General features: G+C 72.5%; 21 protein-coding genes and 1 pseudogene. 10 read left to right on the top strand and 12 right to left on the bottom strand.

The genetic code is table 11. From position 1 onward, the window contains the following. Window positions 1–105 precede the first annotated feature (105 nt). A pseudogene (locus ACIBM5_RS25995) lies at window positions 106–272 on the top strand (transcriptional regulator); the annotation flags it as partial. A gap of 53 nt (window positions 273–325) precedes the next feature. Beyond that, window positions 326–904, top strand: coding sequence for an SMI1/KNR4 family protein (locus tag ACIBM5_RS25990; protein ID WP_396009030.1), 579 nt, complete (start codon window positions 326–328; stop codon window positions 902–904). 52 nt (window positions 905–956) lie between these two features. Here the strand turns inward: ACIBM5_RS25990 and ACIBM5_RS25985 are convergent, their stop codons facing one another. Continuing rightward, window positions 957–1,637, bottom strand: coding sequence for a dihydrofolate reductase family protein (locus ACIBM5_RS25985; protein WP_396009029.1), 681 nt, complete (start codon window positions 1,635–1,637; stop codon window positions 957–959). 506 nt (window positions 1,638–2,143) lie between these two features. On the opposite strand from ACIBM5_RS25985, the gene ACIBM5_RS25980 reads away from it, so the two are divergent. After that, window positions 2,144–4,504: a LuxR C-terminal-related transcriptional regulator gene (locus ACIBM5_RS25980; protein ID WP_396009028.1), complete on the top strand. Its 2,361-nt coding sequence runs from the start codon at window positions 2,144–2,146 to the stop codon at window positions 4,502–4,504. 316 nt (window positions 4,505–4,820) lie between these two features. Here ACIBM5_RS25980 and ACIBM5_RS25975 read toward each other — a convergent pair whose 3' ends face one another. After that, a complete protein-coding gene (locus ACIBM5_RS25975) occupies window positions 4,821–5,282 on the bottom strand; it encodes a VOC family protein (protein ID WP_396009027.1) in 462 nt (153 codons plus the stop codon). A 192-nt stretch (window positions 5,283–5,474) separates the two neighbouring features. On the opposite strand from ACIBM5_RS25975, the gene ACIBM5_RS25970 reads away from it, so the two are divergent. Next, window positions 5,475–6,473: a helix-turn-helix transcriptional regulator gene (locus ACIBM5_RS25970; RefSeq protein ID WP_396009026.1), complete on the top strand. Its 999-nt coding sequence runs from the start codon at window positions 5,475–5,477 to the stop codon at window positions 6,471–6,473. A 108-nt stretch (window positions 6,474–6,581) separates the two neighbouring features. Here ACIBM5_RS25970 and ACIBM5_RS25965 read toward each other — a convergent pair whose 3' ends face one another. After that, window positions 6,582–7,070: a hypothetical protein gene (locus ACIBM5_RS25965; RefSeq protein ID WP_396009025.1), complete on the bottom strand. Its 489-nt coding sequence runs from the start codon at window positions 7,068–7,070 to the stop codon at window positions 6,582–6,584. Between the two features lie 306 nt (window positions 7,071–7,376). On the opposite strand from ACIBM5_RS25965, the gene ACIBM5_RS25960 reads away from it, so the two are divergent. Together ACIBM5_RS25960 and ACIBM5_RS25955 are read left to right on the top strand one after the other, a co-directional pair. Beyond that, on the top strand, window positions 7,377–7,814 hold the full coding sequence (locus tag ACIBM5_RS25960) for a helix-turn-helix transcriptional regulator (protein WP_396009024.1): 438 nt from the start codon (window positions 7,377–7,379) through the stop codon (window positions 7,812–7,814). 10 nt (window positions 7,815–7,824) lie between these two features. After that, entirely contained in the window at window positions 7,825–8,235 is a 411-nt protein-coding gene (locus ACIBM5_RS25955) for a VOC family protein (RefSeq protein ID WP_396009023.1), read from the top strand. A 79-nt stretch (window positions 8,236–8,314) separates the two neighbouring features. Here the strand turns inward: ACIBM5_RS25955 and ACIBM5_RS25950 are convergent, their stop codons facing one another. Continuing rightward, complete coding sequence (locus ACIBM5_RS25950; RefSeq protein WP_396009022.1) at window positions 8,315–8,593, bottom strand: hypothetical protein; 279 nt, start codon at window positions 8,591–8,593, stop codon at window positions 8,315–8,317. Between the two features lie 290 nt (window positions 8,594–8,883). On the opposite strand from ACIBM5_RS25950, the gene ACIBM5_RS25945 reads away from it, so the two are divergent. Next, complete coding sequence (locus ACIBM5_RS25945; RefSeq protein WP_396009021.1) at window positions 8,884–9,291, top strand: RidA family protein; 408 nt, start codon at window positions 8,884–8,886, stop codon at window positions 9,289–9,291. Between the two features lie 650 nt (window positions 9,292–9,941). Here ACIBM5_RS25945 and ACIBM5_RS25940 read toward each other — a convergent pair. Continuing rightward, window positions 9,942–10,979 carry a zinc-dependent alcohol dehydrogenase family protein gene (locus tag ACIBM5_RS25940; RefSeq protein WP_396009020.1) on the bottom strand — a complete coding sequence of 346 codons (1,038 nt, stop codon included), beginning with the start codon at window positions 10,977–10,979 and terminating at the stop codon, window positions 9,942–9,944. A gap of 351 nt (window positions 10,980–11,330) precedes the next feature. On the opposite strand from ACIBM5_RS25940, the gene ACIBM5_RS25935 reads away from it, so the two are divergent. Both ACIBM5_RS25935 and ACIBM5_RS25930 read left to right on the top strand, forming a co-directional pair. Further along, window positions 11,331–12,662: a phosphoribosyltransferase family protein gene (locus ACIBM5_RS25935; RefSeq protein ID WP_396009019.1), complete on the top strand. Its 1,332-nt coding sequence runs from the start codon at window positions 11,331–11,333 to the stop codon at window positions 12,660–12,662. A 175-nt stretch (window positions 12,663–12,837) separates the two neighbouring features. Then, complete coding sequence (locus ACIBM5_RS25930; protein ID WP_396009018.1) at window positions 12,838–13,959, top strand: sulfite oxidase; 1,122 nt, start codon at window positions 12,838–12,840, stop codon at window positions 13,957–13,959. Between the two features lie 133 nt (window positions 13,960–14,092). Here ACIBM5_RS25930 and ACIBM5_RS25925 read toward each other — a convergent pair whose 3' ends face one another. From ACIBM5_RS25925 to ACIBM5_RS25910, 4 genes are all read right to left on the bottom strand, one after another. After that, window positions 14,093–15,172 (bottom strand): MerR family transcriptional regulator, encoded by a 1,080-nt coding sequence (locus tag ACIBM5_RS25925; protein ID WP_396009017.1) that lies wholly within the window; start codon window positions 15,170–15,172, stop codon window positions 14,093–14,095. 356 nt (window positions 15,173–15,528) lie between these two features. Beyond that, window positions 15,529–16,638 carry a winged helix DNA-binding domain-containing protein gene (locus tag ACIBM5_RS25920; RefSeq protein ID WP_396009016.1) on the bottom strand — a complete coding sequence of 370 codons (1,110 nt, stop codon included), beginning with the start codon at window positions 16,636–16,638 and terminating at the stop codon, window positions 15,529–15,531. Further along, window positions 16,635–16,823: a hypothetical protein gene (locus ACIBM5_RS25915; RefSeq protein ID WP_396009015.1), complete on the bottom strand. Its 189-nt coding sequence runs from the start codon at window positions 16,821–16,823 to the stop codon at window positions 16,635–16,637. The genes ACIBM5_RS25920 and ACIBM5_RS25915 overlap by 4 nt, the downstream gene beginning before the upstream one ends. 330 nt (window positions 16,824–17,153) lie before the next feature. Beyond that, entirely contained in the window at window positions 17,154–17,741 is a 588-nt protein-coding gene (locus tag ACIBM5_RS25910; RefSeq protein WP_396009110.1) for a DinB family protein, read from the bottom strand. A 100-nt stretch (window positions 17,742–17,841) separates the two neighbouring features. Between ACIBM5_RS25910 and ACIBM5_RS25905 the strand changes: the two genes are divergently transcribed. Continuing rightward, a complete protein-coding gene (locus ACIBM5_RS25905) occupies window positions 17,842–18,873 on the top strand; it encodes a helix-turn-helix transcriptional regulator (protein WP_396009014.1) in 1,032 nt (343 codons plus the stop codon). 139 nt (window positions 18,874–19,012) lie between these two features. Here ACIBM5_RS25905 and thrS read toward each other — a convergent pair whose 3' ends face one another. The 3 genes from thrS to ACIBM5_RS25890 form a co-directional block, all read right to left on the bottom strand. Continuing rightward, complete coding sequence (gene thrS, locus ACIBM5_RS25900; RefSeq protein WP_396009013.1) at window positions 19,013–20,296, bottom strand: threonine--tRNA ligase; 1,284 nt, start codon at window positions 20,294–20,296, stop codon at window positions 19,013–19,015. Window positions 20,297–20,510: 214 nt separating this feature from the next. Continuing rightward, the gene (gene nadE, locus ACIBM5_RS25895) at window positions 20,511–21,353 is read right to left on the bottom strand and encodes an ammonia-dependent NAD(+) synthetase (protein ID WP_396009012.1); all 843 of its coding nucleotides are present in this window, start codon (window positions 21,351–21,353) and stop codon (window positions 20,511–20,513) included. Window positions 21,354–21,522: 169 nt separating this feature from the next. Beyond that, window positions 21,523–21,720 carry a hypothetical protein gene (locus ACIBM5_RS25890; protein ID WP_391583446.1) on the bottom strand — a complete coding sequence of 66 codons (198 nt, stop codon included), beginning with the start codon at window positions 21,718–21,720 and terminating at the stop codon, window positions 21,523–21,525. Window positions 21,721–21,756: the final 36 nt, after the last annotated feature.

The raw sequence follows: 21,756 nt of genomic DNA, 5'->3' as shown, positions 1-21,756 counted from the left end.
CCAGCAGCTCCGTGAGCGAGACCGCCGTCGGCTCGGACGGCGGACCGTACGCCTCGGCGCAGGCCCGGCGCACGTCGGGGGCTCTCGGGGTAATGACAGGGCCCCCACGCCGCCGCCGGCGAGTTGGCCGCCCACGTCGCCCGGTACGCCCCGGCCCGCCGCCCGCACCGAGCCGTTCCGTATGCCCGCATCCGAAGCCGCTCCTGGAGACCATGCGCCCGTACCCGGCCTACATCGTCGGCCGCAGCATGGATTTCCTCGCCTGGAACCCCGAACTCCTGATCAAAAGCCCAGACTTCGCGGCAGCCCGGGTACGATTCGGCACGTGTGGGACGCCGACGAAGTACGTGAGCGGCTTCGCGTGAAGGCCGAGGCCGACGCCGGCTGCCGGGACCTCAGTGCGCGCCGGCACCGCTGGGCATTGGCTCCGCCGGTCCAGGAGGCAGTCGTGGCCGGGTTCGAGCAGCGCCACGGTGTCGAATTCCCGGCCTCCTACCGCTCGTTCCTCACCACCGTGAGCGGTGGCGGCGCCGGTCCGGCCTACGGCCTGTACGAGTTCGACAGCAAAGCGTGGGCGGACGCGCAGGGCGACCTGGGCGCCGACTGGGCAGACCTCCTCCGCGTCCCCTTCCCGCACACGGGCCCGTTCCGGCCCTCCCCCGAGCGGTCGGTCTGCGCCGAGCACGCTCCCGGCGAGGAGGACTTCTCACCGTGCTGGTTCACCGGCTCGCTCGTCGTCGCCGAGATCGGCTGTGGTTCCTTCCACCGTCTGGTGGTAAGCGGGCCGGGCCGCGGCCGAGTATGGACGGACGACATCGGCTGTGGCCATTCCCTGATCCCCGGGCCGGACTTCCGCGACTGGTATCTGGAGTGGCTGACCGGAACCCGTCTGACCTGGCCGTAGCAACAGGCCTACCGGCGGCATGCGCAATCCGCATCCGTGCCGACGGCCGGTGTCAGGCAATGTGGGCTGCTTTCGCGGCCCCTCGGTTCTCCCCGGCCGAGTTCGCCGCAGGCGCCGCCGCCCGCAGCCGGTCGTAGGTCAATACCACGGCCCCGGTGTCGGTGCTGGTCGCATTGGTCAGGCTCCACGACGTCGACGGGAAGCCCTTGTCGAACAACACGGCGCCGCCGCCGGAGAGTTCCGGGCACAACATCATGCAGATCCGGTCCACCTCGTCCGCCGCCAGCAGCGCGCGGATCAGGCTCATGCTGTTCTGGACCACGATGTCCCCGCCGTCCCGACCGCGCAACTGCCGCACCACCTCCGCCGGATCGCCGTCGACGATCCGGGCGCCGGTCCAGTTCACCTCGGTCAGGGTCGTGGAGAACACCACCTTCTCCACCTCGTCCAGCCACCGCCCGTACGCGCGGTCACGCGGATCGGCGTTCTCGTCCCGGCCGACCGCCGGCCAGAAGCCACCGAACCCCTCGTAGTTCTTCCGGCCCAGCAGCGCCGTGGTTGCCCCGTTGACGATCCGGGTCAGGATCTCCCGCGCCTGGTCGCTCACCGCATGCCGACCGATCCAGCCCATGTCGGCCTCGCCGCCCGGGCCGGTCACATATCCGTCCAGCGAAATGGTGAAGTTCGCCACCACGGTGCGTCCACCCGTGTGCCGCGTCGTCGTCTCGCTCATGGTCGTTCTCCTCGATCCCGGTTTTCCCGCTCGGTGTGGTTCCATCGTGGACGCCGAGCCGAACCGGAACATCTGCCAGGTGGCAGATCTTCGGCACCCGGGTGGCAGACCTACGCACCGAGGTGGCAGACCTTTCGCACCTCGGCCGACCCACCTTCCGCACTCCCGGTGGCGGACCTTCCCCACCCCGCCCCGCGGACCTTGCGCAAGCCGGGTGGCAGACTCCTCGACCATGGTGATCCACCTCCCCGCGGACTTGTCGTCGTTCGTCGGCCGGGCCGACGAACTGGAGTCGATCCGCCAGGCATTGACCGGCAGCCGGCTGCTCACGCTGGCCGGCCCGGGCGGCTGCGGCAAGACCCGGCTGGCGATCCGAGCCGCACGGGAGACCGCCGGTGACGACGCCGTGTGGGTGGACCTGTCCGAGGCGTCCCACGACGACCACGTCACCCAGCGCGTGGCCGAGGCACTCGCCGTACCCGTAACCGCGTTCGGATCCGGCCGCCGTGGCCGCCGCGCTGGCCGACGGCCCGACCCTGGTCGTGATCGACAACTGCGAACAGGTACGCGCCGGCGCCGCCGCGTTCGTCGAGGTCGCCCTGCGACGATGCCCCCGCCTCACCGTTCTGGCCACCAGCCGCGAACCCCTCGGCATCACCGGGGAACGCGTCCGGCGACTGACCCCGATGGTCCTGACCGAGGCGATCGACCTGCTCCTGGAACGTGCCGACGCCGACCCCACCGACACCGCCGCACGCACCGCGGCCCGCCGCATCTGCGATCGCCTCGACCGACTGCCGCTCGCCCTGGAACTGACGGCCTCGTGGGCCGGCACCCTCTCCCTCCACGAGATCGCGGCCATGCTCGACCACGACGCCGACCACCCGCTGCCGGAGGGCGGCCGACCCTCGGCCCCCTTCCGGCAACGCACCCTGACCGATTCGATGGACTGGAGTCACCGGCTCCTCACCGGCGACGAACGTGTCCTGCTGCGCCGACTCGCCCCGTTCCGACACTTCGGCATCGACGCCGTCCGGGCACTGTCCGACGAGGACCACACCGTCGACGCCCTGCTGCGCGCACTGCGCGGCCTGATCGACAAATCCCTGGTCGTCTGCGACGTCTCCGGCCCCCGCGCACGACACCGCATGCTCGGGGTCGTCGCCGAGTACGCGCTGGCCCGACTGCGCGAAGCCGGCGAGGAGACCCGGGCCCGCCGACGGCACGCCCAGGCCCACCTCGACCTGCTCGGGGCCCTCCGACCACTGGCCGCCACCGACAAGGACCGGTGGCGCGAACGTGTCCGGGAATTCCGGTCCGATCTACCGGCCGCGGCCCGGTGGTGCCTGGCCGGCGGCGACCCCGACCTCGGCCGTCGCCTGTGCGTCGAGGCGGCATGGTGGTGGCACCTCACCGGCGACCGCACCGGGCTGCACCTGCTCCGCCGCGCCGCCGACCTCGACCCGGGCAACGACGACGCACTCCAGGCCCGCGTACTGGTCTCCCTCGCCCTGATCGGCGAGGTCGTACAACCCGACCCGCAAACGTTCGCCGCCGCCGAACGCGCCGCGGCACTCGGCCGGGACGCCGGCGACCTCGGCACCACGCTCCTCGCGCAACAACTGGTCGCCATCGGCCTGCTCCACACCGACCTCGCCGCCGCACGCGAACTCGCCCTGCGTACGCATCACGAAGCCGAGGCCGGCGGCGACGACTTCAGCCGCGACGCTGCCGGCGTACTCGTCGGCCTGATCGACCAACTCGGCGAAGACCACGCCGCCGCCTTCGACCGACTCGAACGGTCCGCAACCGCACTGCTCCGGCGCGGCGACCGGGCCATCGCCACCACCGGGCTCGCCGCCCTCGCCGTCGGCCGAACCCACACCGGGGACCTGGTCGCAGCCGAGCGAACCGCCATCCGCGCCAGGGACGCCGCCGCCCCACTGCACGATTTCGTCCGGATCGGCACCGCGGCCTGGGGTCTGGCGCGCATCGTCGCCCTGCGCGGCCGACCGGACGAGGCCGAGGCGATCCTCGACGAGTTGCAGCGGGTGATCGACGAGGCTTCGACGGCCCCCTACGTTCCCGGCTGGTCCGCGACCCGCGCCCAGGTCGCGCTGTGGCGGGGAGCCGCGACGCAGGCGCTGCACTGGTGCGAGCGGGAACGACATGCGATCACACCCGATCTCCTGCTCACCCACGCGGCCGCGTTGCGCCTCGCCGGCGACCCGGCAGGCGCTCGGCGGCGGTTGGAGCAGGCCGAGTCCTCCCCCACCCTCGCCGCGATGCCACAACTGGGGGCCGTCGCACTGGCGGAGCGGGCACAGCTGACCGCCCCCGAGGATCCGACGGCGGCGACCGCCTTGCATCGGGACGCCCTGCGCATCCGCCTCCGGCACGGCCTGGTCCTCGGCTGCATCGACAGCCTGGAGGCGCTGGCAACCCTGGCCGGCACACCCGAGCAGACCGGATTGCTCCTGGGCGCAGCGGAGCGAGCCCGCCGCGAGACCGACTACCTCGCTGCCCGACCGCCCCTGCCGGACGGACCCGCATTCGCCACGGCACTGGACCGAGGCCGCGCCCTGACCCTGGACCAGGCGGCGGAGCGCGCACTTCGGGAACGCCGCCGCGGCACCCGGCCGGCGACGGGCTGGGCCGGCCTCACCCCGGCCGAACGCTCGGTGGCCGAACTCGCCATCCGCGGACTCAGCAACCCGCAGATCGCGGCGGAACTCTTCATCGGACGCGGCACCGTCAAGACCCACCTCGCACACGCCTACGCCAAGCTCGGCGTGGCCAACCGCACCGAACTGGCCCGCAACTCACCCACCCGCACCGACGACGCCCCCGGGGCGAACCCCCGGTAGGAGACGCCCATCCCCGCGACGGCGCGAGGCACAGCTCCGGCCGACGAGCGTGGCCCCGACAACGGTGGCCGGGCATCGTCGCCCGGCACCCCGCGCGGCACGAACACGTCGGGCAACCGGACGAGTTCGACATCCCCGCACAGCTTGCCGGGGCCGTCGTTCCCGGAAGCCCTCGGCCCGGCAAGCGTCGCCGGGCCGGGGCCACCGGGATCCGCGTCCCGAGTCGGGGCCGTCCCCACGGCAGTCCCGGTCGGGTCCGGTTGGATTCCGACCAGTCCGCTCGGCTCGAAGAGTCCGGTCAGTCCGATCGGTCCCGTCAGTCCAGGCAGAACTCGTTGCCCTCGGGGTCGGCCATCACGATGTGGCCCGTACCCAACGGCGGAGCGGGCTCCTCGCGATGCACCCGCGTCGCCCCCAGCGCCACCAGCCGCGCGCACTCGGCCTCCAGCGCCGCCATCCGCTCCTCCCCCCGGAGCCCGGGAGCCGCCCGCACGTCCAGGTGCACGCGGTTCTTGGCGACCTTGTCCTCCGGTACCTGCTGGAAGAACACCCGCGGACCGTGCCCCTGCGGATCCTCGATGGCCGAGCGCGTGTTGCGCTGCTCCTCGGGTACGCCGATCCGCGCCAGGAAGTCGTCCCACGCGGACAGCGGATCCACGCCCTCGGGCACGTCCACCCCGGGCGGCCCGGGGTGGACGTATCCGAGCACGTCGCGCCAGAAGCACGACAACGCCCGCGGGTCGTGGGCGTCGAAGGTGACCTGGATGTGGCGGCTCATCGGCTTGCTCCGTTCGTTCGTGGCGGATGTCGCGACGGGGTTCGCGACGGAGTTCGTGACGGGGTTCGTGACGGGGTCGGTCGTGGGCTGCGTGACGAGTTTCGTCGACCACGAGTACTCCTCGTCGCCCCGGACCACCCTGACACCACATGCGGACCGTTTCGGTCCGCGATCTCTGCCAGGGTGGGCGCCATGGACGCGGCGAACGGCGACGAGCTACGCACGACCGAGCGAGTACTCACCCTCCTGGGCCTGCTGCAACAGCGCCGGGCCTGGACCGGCCCCGAACTCGCCGGCCGCCTCGGCGTCACCGCGCGCACCGTACGGCGCGACGTCGAACGACTGCGCACACTCGGCTACCCGGTACACGCCGACCCGGGGATCGGCGGCGGCTACCGACTGGGCCCCGGCACGGACCTGCCGCCGCTGCTGCTCGACGACGAGGAGGCGATCGCCACCGTGGTCTCGCTCATCGCCGGAGCCGCCGGAGCGGTCCCCGGCGCAGGCGACGCCGCGCTGCGGGCCCTGAGCAAACTCGACCGCGTACTGCCCACCCGGCTACGACACGAGGTGCGCGCGCTCTCCGCCTCGGTGGAATCCTTCGGCGCCGGCCCCACGGCGATCGACCCCTCGACACTCATGACACTTGCCGCAGCCTGCCGCGACGAGGTCGAGGCAGGCTTCGACTATCCGTCCGGGACCGCGGTACGCCGGCGACGGGTCGAGCCCTACCGCCTGGTCGCCTCCGATCGCCGCTGGTACCTCCTCGCCTACGACCTCGATCGCGACGACTGGCGCACCTTCCGCGTCGACCGCATGACCGATGTCGCGGCGCGCACCTGGCGCTACCACCCGCGCAGCGCGCCCGACGCGGCCGCCTACGTCCAGGAGGGCGTGGCCAATCGGGTCTACCCGCACCGGGCACGCCTGCTCGTGCACGCGTCGGCCGACACGGTCCGTACCCGGATCTCGGCCTCGGCTGCGGTCGTACGACCACGCGGAAACGAGCGCTGCGAGGTGCTCAGCGGCGCCGGATCCCTCGACGCCATCCTCCTGCACGTCGTCATGCTCGGACACGACTTCGAAATCCTCGACCCTCCCGAACTCGCGACCCGAGCCCGCGCCCTGGCGCAAAAGCTCCTCTCGGTCGGCACCGCGACCCCACCGGCGGAGGACGCACCGGAGCCCTGAGCCGCGACCGGCCCGGCGCGCCGCTGCGCCCTCCGCCCACCCGGGCGGCGGCCCCGGCGGATCGCCCGCGCCGCCGCGAGACCGGCCGGCGGGCAGGCGGACCGGCCGCTACGCGGTCAGTTGCTTCGGGGGCACGGTCGCGCCCTGGAAGGTGACGAAGACGCTGACGTACCCGTGGTGCACGTCGGCAGTGGGAAAACTGGTGAGTTCCCAGTACGCGCCGACGACACCGGGGCCGCAGGGCAGGTTGCCCGCGCCGGACGGCAGCGCGGTCGGCATGATCTGCAGGGACGTGAAGGAGATCGGCACGCTGGTCCCGGCGGGGCCGGTACACGTGTACGTGCCACCGATCGTCAGCGTGCCGTTCTGCACCGGAAGCCATGCCGGGTGCGCCTCGGCCCATAACACCTCCAGCGACCTGGTGCCCGCAACCGCACCCGGCGCGGCACCGGCGACCGGGGCCATCGTGCCCACGGCCGCGACGGCACAGGTGGCGGCGGCCAGCAACCGGACCGCGAGCTTGGACACGTCGGATACGCGGGAATCGGCATCGCCGGAATCGGAAACGCGGGAAGGGCACAGGCGGGAAAGGGACATGGTCGGACTCCTTCTTGAGCGGCGGGAGTGCGTGTGCGGCAGCGGAGTGCAGGTACGCGGGACCGGCCCGGTCGTCATCTGCGTCGACGCCGAGTCCGACACTCCCCCATTCAGCCCGAACCCCCCGCGATTTCCTACGCCGACTTCGGCCAATTTCCCGCCGGTCGGCGGGAGCCGGCTCGAAGCACCCCGCACGAGTACGGACCCCGGGTGCTCGTTGCCCCCGGCCGGGTCCGGCCGGCCGCCGCCCCGCCACCCGTTCCCGCAGGTCGGGGCCATGTCGCCGGACGGTGCTAGCGTCGACGCATGACCCCGGAAGAACTCGCCGACCTCGCTCACCTGCGCCGTGCGCGGGATCTGATCGACCGCGAGTACGCCCGGCCGCTCGACGTGCCGACGATGGCCCGCCGTGCGCTCATGTCCCCGGGGCACTTCTCGCGCCGCTTCCGGGCGGCCTACGGCGAGACGCCGTACAGCTACCTGATGACGCGCCGCATCGAGCGGGCGATGGCCCTGCTGCGCGGGGGAGTGAGCGTGACCGACGCCTGTATGGCGGTCGGCTGTACCTCGCTCGGCTCGTTCAGCTCACGGTTCACCGAGATCACCGGCGAGACCCCCAGCGCGTACCGCAGCCGCGAGCACCACGCCCCAGCGGCGATGCCCGCATGCGTGGCGAAGGTACACACCCGCCCGACGAGGAATCCGAGCAGGATTCGAGAAGCAGGCCGCGGCGACGCCGCCTAACGTGGGCGGCATGAGCATCGCACTCCAGTATTGCCACATCACCGTCAACGACCCCGACGAGGCGCTCCCGTTCTACCGCGACGGCCTGGGCCTCGAAGTCCGCAACGACGTCGCCTCCGACGGATTCCGCTGGGTCACCCTCGGCAGTCCCACCCAACCGGGCCTGGAAATCGTGCTGTCGGCACCTCACGCGGGCCGGTCCCAGGCCGACGGAGACACCCTGCAGGAACTCCTCACCAAGGGCGTCCTGCCGATGACCGTCTTCAGCACCGACGACGTCGACGCGACCTTCGAACGGGTGCGGGCCTCCGGCGCCGAAGTACTGCAGGAGCCCATCGACCAGGCCTGGGGCCCTCGCGACTGCGCCTTCCGCGACCCCTCCGGCAACATGGTCCGGATCCAGCAGGGACCCAAGGCGTAGCCCTCGGTCTCCCGAGCACCCGCCGACGGCCGTCGGGCCGCAGCCGGCGTGCGCGAGGTGCTCGGGAGACCGTCACGCATCACGCCGACCGGGACCGGCCGCCCTGGTACTCGGCACCCTGGTGCTCGACATCGCCATGCGGTCCGGCATGGTCGCCAACCAGGCCAGGGTGTTCGCCCTGCGCCCCGACGCCCGCAGCCGGCTCGACACCGCCTACCTGACCTGCGCGTACCTGGGCGGCAGCGCGGGCTCCTGGATCGGGGTCCGCAGCCACGACCGAGCCGGCCGGCGCGGCGTCTGCGCCCTGGTGGCCGCGCTCGCCGCCGTCGCCCTCGCCCGCCACCTCGTCGCGCTGCACGGCCCGAGGCCCCGCCGCGACCGGATCCCGGTCACCGCACGGCGTCGATCCGTCATCTGCCTCGGCCGCGCATCCCTCGGGCGAGCGGCTCGCGACGCCGATCCGCGCGCCTTCCCGTCGCCACGGCCCGCACGCCCGAGGGAGTCCGCACGCCGCGGGTCTGCTTCGTCGGGTGAGCCCGTGAGCTGCTTGGTCACCAGGAGGTTCCTCAGTCACCGAAAAGTGCGTTCTTCCAGGTCAGCCTTCACTCTCCTACAGTTCTCGAGTAACTACGAGAGAGCGGATTCGGTATGGCTGTGACCCTGGTGAACCCCGTCGGACTGCCGGTCGTCGATGCGTACCGGCAGGTGTCGGTCGCGACGGGAACGAAGCTGGTCTTCATCGCCGGGCAGGTCGCCTGGGACGCCGACGGGGCCACCGTCGGCGCAGGTGATCTCGCGGCGCAGGTCGAGCAGTGCTACCTCAACATCGGCACCGCCCTGGCCGGTGTCGGCGCGTCCTTCGACGATGTGGCGAAGCTGACCGTCCACGTCGTCGACTGGACTCCCGACAAGCTGCCCCTGTTCATGGAGGGAGCCGCCCGAGCCGCCGCGAAGCTCGGCGTCACCCCGGTACCGCCGGGCACCCTGCTGGGAGTTGCCGCCCTGGACATCCCCGACCACCTGGTCGAGATCGAGGCCACCGCGATCATCGACTGACTCTCGGCGGAGCATCCGGGCCTCCGTCGCCCGGACGCTCCGCCGCAACTCCCGGCCCGGAACCGGCATCAACGGACCGACCCACGGACCTCGCGGCGCAGCTGCGGCCGGAGATGAAACGCGGCCCGACGGCCGGACGGGGGTGAACGAGCGTCGGGCCGCGCGTGTGCCGGCCACGGGGGTTCGCCGGCACACGTGCACGACTACCCGGCTCGCGGAAGGTGATTCGTCCACGGCGCAGGGTATTCGGCCGCACGGCCGCACCCACAAACGGCGCAGGCGGCGCTGCGCTCGGTCGTCGGCGTCGCGGACGCGCCGATCGGCTCCCGATGCGGCCGCTGCTCATCGACGCGGAGGTTCGACGCCACCAGTTGCCCGAGGAGTTGCCGGTTGTACGAGGAGTTGCCGGAACGAGAGGTGTAGCGACCGGTTCGACGTCCTGCCCGGGCGCGACGTCCGAACGTCGCACCGATCAGCGCAAGGAACGCCGGCCCGACCACGATCGGTCCGCCAATGCAGAGCAACACGATCAGGAGCACACTCGACACGCACTGCGTCGCCCTCTCCAGCCGATCACCCGTGCGAGCCGGGCTACGGTCGGGCCGGAACGAACACCGCACCGTCCGGCGGCGCGGCCTCCTCCGCACCGGTCAGTCCGGGATCAGGACCGCTGCGCCGTGGACGCGGTCGGCCGCCAGGTCCGCGAGGGCTCGGTCGGCATGGCTCATCGGATAGGGCGTCGTCGTCACCCGCAGGTCGATCTCGGCGGCCAGGCGAAGGAATTCGACGCCGTCGTGCCGGGTGTTGGCGGTAACGCTGCGCAAGGTGCGTTCGTGGAAGAGGTGCCGCTGATAGTCGAGTGGCGGGATGTCGGTCATGTGGATGCCCGCGACGGCCAGGGTTCCGGAACGGTCGAGCGCGGCGAGCGCGACGGGCACGATGTCGCCGACCGGCGCGAACACGATGGCGGAATCCAGCGGCTCCGGCGGCGCGGCACGGGTGTCGCCGGCCGAGGCGGCGCCGAGTTCGAGGGCCAGTCGGCGGGCCTGTTCGGAACGGGTCATCACGTGGACGGAGGCGCCCCGCGCGAGCGCGACCTGCGCGGTGAGGTGAGCCGATGCGCCGAAGCCGTAGATGCCCAACCTGCCACCGGTGGGCGGCAGATCGGCGCGGAGCAGTGCGCGGTAGCCGATGATGCCCGCGCACAGCAGGGGTGCCAGGCGCTCGGCGTCGGCGCTCGCCGGCAAGGCGTACGCGTAGTCCTCGGGCACCACCGCCCGGTCGGCGAAACCTCCGTCGGCGTCCCAGCCGGTGTAGCGCGAGGCCGGGCACAGGTTCTCCGCTCCCGATCGGCAGTACCGACAGCGCCCGCACGTGTGGCGAAGCCACGCGATGCCGACCCGATCGCCGGGGGCGAATCGCGTCGAGCGCGGCCCGACGGCCTCGACCTCCCCGACCACCTCGTGGCCGGGGACGGTGTTCGCCCGGTGTGGCGCCAGGTCGCCCTCCGCGAGGTGTAGATCCGTACGACAGACGCCGCACGCCTCGACCCGCACCAGAACCTCACCCGGACCCGGCGGGCTCGGCCCACGTTGGACGAGGTCGAGGGGCCGGCTCTCCATCGGCCCCGGGCGGGCGACCACCCACGAACGGTCCGCCCGGCGGGTCCGCGCCGTGTCGGCGTTCATCCGACGTCTCCTTCCTGCGGGACGATCGCAGTCGCGATCGCGCCGCGTGGCGAAATGGGACGGCGGACGGGCGACGGCGGATGTAGACCTCTTGGTCGCCCCGCCGAACCGCCCACCGTCCGGTAGCCGCCTTCCACTGTCTCTCCGCGAGCACCTCGATGGCGGGGCGAACCGCTCGGGCTCCGGTGTCGTCGCGGCGGGGAGGCCGTGCCGGGCAGGGGACGGTGGGCGCTTCGGCCGCGGACATCGGAGAATCGAAGGAGCGGGGGAGACGGATTCGGCAGGCGGATTCGACAGACGGTTCCCCACCGCCCATCCGTCCGGGACCGGTGCCCGGAAGGAGAAGAAGTTGTGCTCTTCACCGATCGTGTCGACGCGGGACGAAAGCTGGCCGAACACCTGGCGGCCTCCATGGACAACGACGAGGACGAGGACCTGATCGTGCTCGGCCTGGCCCGGGGAGGGGTGCCGGTGGCCGCCGAGGTGGCCGAGGTGCTCCGCGCCCCATTGGACGTGTGCCTGGTGCGGAAACTGGGCGTCCCCTTCCAACCGGAACTGGGCATGGGCGCCGTCGCCGAAGAGGGGGTCACCGTCCTCAACGACCACGTCGTGCAGGCCTCGGGTGTCTCCAAGGCCGAACTGGCGGAGATCGAACGGCGGGAACGGGACCTGTTGGAACGGCGTGCCCGGCGCTACCGGGGCGAACGGCCGCCGCTGGAACTCGGCGGCCGAACCGTCGTGGTCGTCGACGACGGCATCGCGACCGGATCCACCGCCCGCGCGGCCTGCCGCGCCGCCCGGGATCGAGGTGCGGCGCACGTGGTGCTCGCCGTACCGGTCGCACCGGCCGGCTGGGGGCAGGGACCCGAGCGGGACGCCGACGAGGTGGTCTGCCTGCACAACCCGGTCGGTTTCCTGGCGGTCGGACAGTTCTACGCGGACTTCTCCCAGACCACCGACGAGGAGGTGGTCGAATGCCTCGACCGGGCCATTGCCCGCCGTGCGCAGCCGCCGCCCGAAGCGAACGCGGAAGCGGAGCGGGCCGCGAACCATGACGTCGAGCTACCGCTACAGGTCGGACCCATGCGGCTTCCGGGACACCTGAGCCTGCCCGCAGGAGCCGAACGCGTCGTCGTCTTCGCGCACGGCAGCGGCAGCAGTCGACACAGCCCGCGCAACCGCTACGTGGCGACCGCGCTGAACCGGGCCGGCCTGGGCACGCTGCTGTTCGATCTGCTCACCGAGCACGAGGAACACGCCCGCTCGAACGTCTTCGACATCGAACTACTGGCCCGGCGGCTGATCGAGGTCACCCGCGAACTCCGGGAGCGGCCCGAAACCCGAGGGCGGGCGGTGGACTACTTCGGGGCGAGCACCGGCGCCGCTGCCGCGCTGTGGGCGGCGGCCGAACTCGGCACCGACGTGGGAGCGATCGTCTCCCGAGGCGGCCGGCCCGACCTGGCCCAGGCACATCTGCCCACCGTCACAGCCCGGACCCTGCTCATCGTCGGCGGCGACGATCACGCCGTACTGGAGCTCAACAGCCGCGCGCGCACCTTCCTGCGCTGCGAGAACCGCCTCGAGGTCGTCCCCGGGGCCGGCCATCTGTTCGAGGAACCGGGCACCCTCGACGCGGTGGCCGACCTGGCCCGGGACTGGTTCCTCGGCCGACCGGCCGCCTGACCTGCGTGCCCTGCGTGCCCTGCGTGCCGCTCACCCGCCCACGTCGCCCGGCCCGCCCGATGCCGATCGGCGCATCCGCGCCGCGTCCGCCGACCGGTCCCGCCGCCCACCGATCCGGGAGCCGCACGGTTCCGCAGCGGATGCCCGGACCCGGGCCGGAGCGCACGATGAAGCCATGAACCAGAGCATGGGCGACATCAGCCTCCCGGGACGACTCGCCGGGCCGGACGAGGGGATCAGCCCGGAGGAATTGGCCCTCGCGGCGCGCAACCACGGCATGCCGTTGGAGGCCCTGCGCCACGACGTGACCCCACCCGGACTGCACTACCTGCTCACCCACTACGACATCCCCGACACCCGGGTCGACGACTGGCGGCTCGTGGTGGGCGGGCGGGTACGGACCCCACTGACCCTCGATGTGCGGACGCTGCGATCCCTCCCGGCCGTCACCCATCGCGTGACGATGGAGTGCGCAGGCAACGGCCGGGCGCGCCTGACGCCCCGGCCGGTCAGTCAACCGTGGCTGGTCGAGGCGGTCGGCACCGCCGAGTGGACCGGTGTGCCGCTGCGCCTGTTGCTTGCGGAGGCCGGGGTGGAGGCGGATGCCGTCGAGGCGGTCTTCGCCGGGGCCGACCACGGCGTGGAGCGCGGCGTCGAGCAGGACTACCGGCGCAGTCTGCCGACGGCGGTCTGCACCGGGAGCGATCCGGAGCCGGAGGTGCTGGTGGCGTACGAGATGAACGGGCTGCCGCTGCCGCCGCAACACGGCTGCCCGCTGCGCCTGGTGGTGCCGGGTTGGTACGGGATGGCGCACGTCAAATGGCTGCGGGAGATCACTCTGGTCGCCGAGCCGTTCGCGGGCTTCCAACAGACGGTGGCCTATCGGTATCGGCAGGAGCGGGACGAACCCGGTGAGCCGGTGACGCGGATCGCGCCCAGGGCGTTGATGATCCCGCCCGGGTTTCCGGACTTCATGTCGAGGACCCGGGTGGTACGGCCCGGCCCGGTGCTGTTGCGGGGAAGGGCGTGGTCCGGGTTCGGGGCGGTGGCCCGGGTCGAGGTCGGCACGGACGACGGGCACACGTGGAGTGCGGCGGACCTCGACCCGGAGGACGACCATCGGTGGGCCTGGCGGGGGTGGACCGCGAGTTGGCGGGCCACGGTCGGCACCCATGTACTGAGTGTGCGGGCGACCGATGCGGCGGGTAACACGCAGTCGCTCACCCAGTCCTGGAACCGCGGCGGCTTCGGCAACAACGCCGCACAACGGGTTGCCGTTTCGTGCATCGCACCATAACCGAGCCGCTCGAGCCCCGACGGAAAGACGGCGCCGGCGACCGTGCCGGCGGCGACCATTGCGGCGGGCGTCACGCATCCACGCGATCCACCTCCCCGAGACACCCACACGACGCCGGTCGCTCACCTCGCTGCTACGGCCGAAGTTCCAGTACGTCGGCGATCACGCAGCTGACGTTGTCGGGGCTGCCGGAGTGGTTGGCCAGGGCGACGAGTTCGCGTACGGCGTGTTCCGGGTCGGCGACGGTGGAGACGACGTGGTGCATGTCCTGGGGCGGAACGACCGAGGACAGCCCGTCCGAGCACAGCAGGTAGCGGTCTCCGGCGCGGGCATCGTGCCGGTGTATGTCCGCGGCGACCGGAGAGTTTCCGGTCAGGGCACGCATCAGCAGTGAACGCTGCGGGTGGGAGGCGGCTTCGTCGGCGCTGATGCGGCCCTCGTCGACCATCGCCTGCACCAGTGTGTGGTCGTGGGTGATCCGGAAAAGTTCCCCGTCGCGCAGGAGATAGGCGCGCGAGTCGCCGATGTGGACCAGGGTCGGCTGGGATCCGGTCCACAACATCGCGGTCAGGGTCGTACCCGCCGCCGGGGTGGCGGGGTCGTCCGCGGCGACGGCGTGCACCGCCTGGCGGGCCTGCTCGACGGCGTCGCCCAGGACGTTGAGGAGTTCACCCGCCGGGATGTGCTCGGTGTCCAGTCGCTTGAGGACGTCGACGGCCGCTGCGCCTGCGGGGGCGCCGGCCGGGCCGAAGCCGTCGGCCACGGCGAGAAGTCGCGGTCCGGCGTACACGGTGTCCTGGTTGCAGGTGCGGACCAGGCCGGTGTCGGACAGTGCGGCGTAGCGGATGTGCAGGGGTTGGGTGGTCGGTGCCATGGCTGCGTCCTTCCGGGACAGGTGGTCGAGAAGGAAGGTGGCGAGGTCACGGCGTGCGGCCGTGTCGGCTTCGACCTGTGCCCAGAAGGTGCGGATCTCCCGAGCCGCCGCGGCTGCGTCCAGTTCGCACACCCGGTGGATGCGCGTCAGCGGCATTCCGAGCCGGCGAAGCCACGCCACCAGACGGGCCCGCTCCAGTTGCTCGGGGGCGTAGAACCGGTAGCCGGTGGTCGGGTCGACCCGGGCGGGGGACAGCAGTCCGAGCTTGTCGTACAGACGCAGCGCCTTCGGCGAGAGCCGGGACAGCTTTGCGAACGCCCCGATGGTCAGCAGCGCCATGGCCATTCCTCCTCGTGCCGGGCACGTCGTCCGGCTCCATCGATGCTGGGGCCTGCCCCCGGGGGAAGGTCAATCGGTGCTCCCGTTCGGTGGTCGGATGCGGGTCGTGCGTCGGAGGCCGGGCTCCTTCGGAGGGTTCGTTCGGAGCCGGGCGGCGAGTGTGGGCGGGTAGGCGGCCCGTTCGCGTTCGGTCGATTCCCGCGGCGGCACGGGGGCACGGCGCAGCGGCACGGGGGCAACGAGATGCGCCCCGTGCTGCCGCCGAAGGGCGTCGGGATCCGCTCGATCGGGATCGCTCCTTCGGGAGTCGCCCCTCCGGGCACCGTTTGGCCGGATACCGTTCGGCCGGGCACCGTTCAGGCGGGGGAAGTGGCGATGCGTACGCGGGTGTTGGCGTGGTCGGAGAGGAATGAGGCGAGTTTCCGGCCCTGTTCGGCTACGGCGGTGCGGTCGGTTCGGGAGAGGCGGCCCAGCGGGGTGACGACCACGGTGTCGGTCTCGACGGTCCAGGTGGCTGCGACGCGGCCGTCGACCAGGACGACGCGGGCCCCGGCGACCGACAGGCCGCGGTGGGCGTCGTCGATGATCCGGGTGCGGTCGTGGTAGCCGAGGATCGCGTTGTCGAACGCGGGCAGGAAGCGTACCGGGGCGGGGGTGTCGGGGTCGGGGCGCGGCGCGTCGGGGAGGTCGAGCAGTACCCGGCCCTGTTCGTCGCGGAAGCTGATCAGCTCCTCGCGCATGGCGGTGACCGCGGCCGGGAGGCCGGCGAGGCCGCTCCAGGCGCGCAGGTCGGCGGTGGCGGCCGGGCCGAACGCGGCGAGGTAGCGCCGGACCAGCGCCCGGCCGACGGGATCGGAGCCGTCCGCGGCGGGCGGGTCGATCTCGCGGCCCAGCCAGGACGAGAGTTGTGCGTTGCGTACTCCTGCCCTGGTGCGCCAGAGCCCGCGCGGCGGCAGTTGCACCATCGGCACGAGGGCGGCGATCAGCATCTCCCCCAGTGCGCGCGGGTGTGGGGTCGGCCGGCGTTCGGCGAGGGCGCGGACGAGTTCGGCCATCGTGCGGGGTTCGCCGTCGGCCATGATCGCCCGGCCCGCGGCGGCGAGTTCGTCGAGGTCGACTCCGTCGAGTTCGCTGCGGTAGGTGCCGAGGACACGTTGGCGCAGCATGGCGTCGTGGCGGGCGCGCCAGGCCAGGGCGTCATCGGCGGTGACGAGGTGGACGGTACGGCGCATCAGGTGGGTACGCACCACGCGCCGCTCGACGAGCAGGTCGGAGAGCGTCGCCGGGTCGAAGGCGTGCAGCCGCGACCAGAGTCCGACGAAGGGCTCCTGCGGTTCCTGCGCCTGCAGGCCGGCGAGATGGGCGACGGCGTCGAGGACGGGGAGTTCGGCGCGATCGAGGAGCAACTGCCGGGCGAGCGTGGCGCGGTTGAGCGCCCGGGTGTCGAGGACGGTCGTCGCGGTCATCGCGCGGCACGCTCCTCGCCGGCCACGCGGGTGCGCCCGTCGTCGGGATGGTGAATCGGGAGGTGACGGTCGTCGGCGGAGCCGCGGGCAGTGGAGCCGTGGCCGGTGAGGCGGCGGTCGGCGGGGTGGTCGTCGGGCCGGGGGCGCAGCGGTCCACCGGGTCGGGTCGGCTCGCGCTTGTTCACGGGGGCGCCGTTTCCTTCGATGTCGTCGTGCGGGATTCGAGTGCCGTCGAGGTTCGCGGCCCGCCCGGGTGTTCGCCCCTGGGTCGGGGCCGGGGCGGCGCCGGCATGACGGCGGGCCGGGTCGCGCGCCCGGGTGGCCGTCCGGGAGTCGTCCGGCCGGGCGCGGCCCGCGGGGGTGATGTGGCCGAGGGCGGATCCGCGGTCGCGCGGGTCCGGTACCCGTTCGGCCGGTTCCTCGTCCGCAGGTGTCGAGGGGCCGGTGACGCCGCGGTATGCACCGGGCGGCACCGGTCCGCACGACGGCCCGCGGTCAAGGCGGCCGGTCCTCGATCACATCGACGTCTGCCCGTCGAGCGTCTCGCGCAGGATGTCCGCGTGCCCGGCGTGCTGGGCGGTCTCGGCGATGACGTGCATCAGCACCCGGCGCACGCTGCGTACCGCGCCCGGCTCGTGCCAGGGCGCCCGGGGCAGCGGGTGCGTGGCGGACAGGTCGGGCACGGCGGCCACGACCTCCTCGGTCCGGGCGGCGACCTGCTCGTAGCGCGCGAGGATGCCGTCGAGCGTCTCGCCGGGCAACATCAGGAAACCGTTGGCGTGGTCGATCGCCCACTGCGGGACCTCGCGTGCGGTGCCCGCCGCGAGGTCGGCCCAGGTGACACCGTCGGGCAGGTCGTAGGGCATGGCCGACGGCCCTTCGAGCACGAAGCGCAGCCATCCTTCCTCGATGGATGCCACGTGCTTGATCAGCCCGCCCAGGCACAGCGCGCTGACCGTCGGGTGTGCACCCGCCTGTTCGTCGTCGAGCCCGCGGACCGTGCCGGTCAGGTTCCGCCGCGCGGTGGCGAGCGCGTCGAGCAGGTCGGCCCGCTCGGCATCGAGGGGGGTCGCGGGCGTGGCGGACGTGGTCGTGGGGGTCACGGTGATCGGGTCCTTCCGGTCGTTCTCGTTCTTCGGCACGAGACAACCATCGCAACAGAAGAGGACAGGTAGTGTCCTCTACCGGAGAGAGGATGGAGTCATGCCGAAGACCTCAGCGCGTCTGCTCTCCCTGCTCTCGCTGCTCCAGGCCCGCCGGGACTGGCCCGGGGCGCTGCTGGCCGAGCGGCTGGAGGTCAGCCCGCGCACCGTGCGCCGTGACGTGGATCGCCTGCGCGAACTCGGCTATCCCATCGTCGCCTTCAAGGGACCCGACGGCGGCTATCGGCTCGGCGCCGGCACGGAGTTGCCGCCGCTGTTGTTCGACGATGACCAGGCCGTCGCCCTCGCCGTCGCGTTGCAGATCGCCGACACCGCCGGGGTCGGGATCGACGAGGCAGCGGCACGGGCGCTGACCACCGTCCGGCAGGTGATGCCGCCGCGGCTGCGCCGCCGGATCGACATCCTGCAGGTCACCGCCGTGCGGCGGCCCACGATGCGACCGGACTCGACGGTCGACAGCGGCGTGCTCATGGCGCTGGGCGCTGCCGTGCACGCGCGCGAGGTGCTGCGCTTCGACTACGTCCCGGCCTCCGCATCCGCTTCCGGGCCCGTCTCCGCGGCAGCCGACGGCGACCGCGCCCAGTCCCCGCCGCGCCGGGCGGAGCCCCACCACCTGGTCACGTGGGGCGGGCGCTGGTACCTGGTGGCATGGGACCTCGACCGCGAGGACTGGCGCACCTTCCGCGCGGACCGGATCACCCCGCGCGTCCCCACCGGACCCCGCTTCATCCGGCGCGAGTTGCCCGGCGGTGACGTGGCCACCTTCGTCGCCGGCCGCTTTCGCGACTCCGACGGCTCCGGCGGCTGGCCCTGCCGCGGCGAGGTGATCCTGGACCTGCCGGCCACCGCCGTCTCCCGCTACGTCCGCGACGGCATCGTCGAGGAACTCGGCCCGGACCGCTGCCGCCTCGTGCTGGGCTCGTGGTCCTGGCCCGGCCTGGCCGCCGCCGTCGGCGCATTCGACGCAGACATCGAAGTCGTCGGCCCGCCCGAACTCAGGGACGCTTTCGCACACTTGGCCCACCGCTACGCCGCCGCCGGCCGACCCACCGCACCCGGCCCGATCCGGTGAACCGGGTTCGCATCGGCCACGGCCGGGCGGCAACGCACCGCCTGCCGCACTCGCCCGCCCGCCCCACCACGTACCGGCCGGCCCGTCCGGCCTTCCCCGAAGAAAGCCGGACGGGCCGACGGACCCTGGTGCCGCCCCCCTAGGCGGCCCCGCCGTCGTGGTCCCACAGGGCGGTGTCGTGCGCGGCCACGAGGGCGCGGATGCGGGTGAGGATGTCGCCGGCGGGTTGCGGGTCGAGGCGGCGGCCGTCGCGCAGGCGTAGCGCGATGTGGTCGTTCACGGCTTCCTTGGCGCCGATGACCGCCTGGTAGGGGACCAGGCGGGCCTCGCGGATGCGGGCGCCCAGGGTGCCGCGCTCGGGCTCGGCGATTTCGGCCCGCAGTCCCAGATCCGCGCAGCGCGCCACGAGCGCTCGCGCGGTGGGCAGTTCGTTCGCCGAGATCGGGAGGGCCACCAGTTGCACGGGCGCGAGCCAGGCGGGGAAGGCGCCGCCGTGCTCTTCGATGAGGTGGGCGACGGCGCGTTCCACGCTGCCGATGATGCTGCGGTGGATCATCACCGGCCGGTGTTTGGCGCCGTCCGCGCCCATGTAGTTCAGGTCGAACCGCTCGGGTTGGTGGAAGTCGACCTGGACGGTGGACAGGGTGGACTCCCGGCCGGCCGGGTCGACGACCTGGACGTCGATCTTGGGCCCGTAGAAGGCGGCTTCGCCCTCGACCGCCTCATAGGCGAGTCCGGAGTCGTCGAGCACCCGGGTCAGCAGCGCGACCGACCGCCGCCACATCTCGGGCGCGGCCACGTACTTGCCGCCCGGCCCCGGCAGCGAAAGGCGATGGCGCGCCGCGGTGATACCCAGCGCCCGGTACGCGTCGGCGATCATCCCCAGCGCGGCCCGCGCCTCCTCGGCGACCTGGTCCAGGGTGCAGAAGATGTGCGCGTCGTTGAGTTGGATGGCCCGCACCCGGGTCAACCCGCCGAGCACGCCGGAGAGTTCGGAGCGGTACATCGCGCCCAACTCGGCCATGCGCAGCGGCAGGTCGCGGTAACTGTGGGCGCGGGAGCGGAAGATCACCGCGTGGTGGGGACACAGACTCGGCCGCAGCACCACCTGCTCGCCGCCCAGGTCCATCGGCGGGAACATGTCGTCGCTGTAGTGCGACCAGTGGCCCGAGATCTCGTACAGCTCCCGCTTGCCGAGCACCGGCGAATACACGTGCCGGTAGCCCGCCCGGCGCTCGGCGGCGCGGATGTACTCCTCCAGGGCGTGCCGTACGGTGGCGCCGTCGGGCAGCCAGTACGGCAATCCGGCGCCGATCAGCGGGTCGGTGTCGAACAGATCCAGCTCGCGGCCGAGCCTGCGGTGGTCGTGCATGGCGGTCTCCTCGCGGGTGTTCGCTGTATCGGGCGAGTGACCGCAAGACAAAGCCCCGGGGCACTCGCCCCGGGGCTTCGACCAAGAACTCTGTCAGCGCGCCGGGACACTCTCCGGCGTCGTCGTCATTGCAGCGCGCTTCATGTCGTCGACGATAGCAACCGATGCTCCGCCTCCACGAGTCTTTTTCACCGGAGCGTCCGGGGAATGTCCCGGGCGACGACCGGGCTCGGGTCGCCGCGCGCGTCCGGTGGCTACCGGCGGATCAGTCCCGCCACCAGTCGTCGAGCGGGGTGACCGGGACGGCGCGCTTGTGGCGGGTCGCGCGGTGGATGGACTCCAGCCTCTCCGCCACCTCCGGGGCGACGTCGAGACCTTCGAGGTAGTCGTCGATCTGGCTGTAGGTCAGACCGAGGGCCACCTCGTCCGGCAGCGCGGGCCGGTCGTCCTCGAGGTCGGCGGTGGGCACCTTCTCCCAGACGCTCGGCGGTGCCCCCAACTCCTGCAGCAGCACGGCGCCCTGGCGCTTGGTCAGCCCGGTCAGCGGGGTGATGTCGACACCCCCGTCGCCGTACTTGGTGAAGAAGCCGGTCACCGCCTCGGCCGCGTGGTCGGTGCCCACGACGAGCAGACCCAGCTGGCCGGCGATCGAGTACTGGATCACCATGCGCTCGCGCGCCTTGATGTTGCCGCGCACGAAGTCGCGCAGCCCGGGCGCGTCACCGGACGACTCCCCCAGGCCGAGTGCCACCTCGGCGGCGACGGCGTCCGCGCCGGGCTTGACGTTGACCGTGATCGACCGGTCGGGCCGGATGAACTCCAGTGCGATCTGCGCGTCGTGCTCGTCGGCCTGCACCCCGTAGGGCAGCCGTACGGCGACGAACGTGGCCTCGTGCCCCTCGGCCCGCAGTTCCTCGGCCGCGAGTTGGCACAGCCGGCCGGCCAGCGTGCTGTCCTGGCCTCCGCTGATCCCCAGCACGTAGCCCTTGGCCGGGGTCGACCTCAGGTAGTGCTTGAGGAAGTCGACCCGCTGCCGGATCTCGACCTTGGGCACGATGGTCGCCTTGACGCCGAGTTCGGCAAGAATCTGCTCCCGTGGGTTCACCATCCACGTACTGTATCGGCGGCCGGAATCGGCCTGCGGAGCGACCCGGCGGCGACGCAGCCCTCCGGGCGGTCCCTTTCGGCGGTGGCCGTGCGGCCCCGTCGCCGGTTCCCGCACGGCCCGTCACGCCCGCCGTAGCGGCCCGGCGATCAGCGCCGGCCGGTCGGGTCGATCACCGCCGGGTGTTCGGCGTCGTCACGATCCCGGCCACCTTCTGGGCCGGCCCGTCCACGGTGTGGCCCAGCCCGGAGGGGTCGAAGTTGGCGAGCCGGTCCAAGACCGGTGGTTTGGGTGCGGCGGCGTGGGCGGCGGCCGATCCCAGCGTCAACGCGGTCGCGGCCAGGGCGGCGGCCGTGCAGATGCGGCGCATGGGGAATTCCTTCCGGCATATGGACAAGACCTCATG

Source organism: Embleya sp. NPDC050493 (assembly GCF_044458105.1).
Lineage (GTDB): Bacteria > Actinomycetota > Actinomycetes > Streptomycetales > Streptomycetaceae > Embleya.
This window is presented reverse-complemented; position numbering and strand designations above follow the sequence as displayed.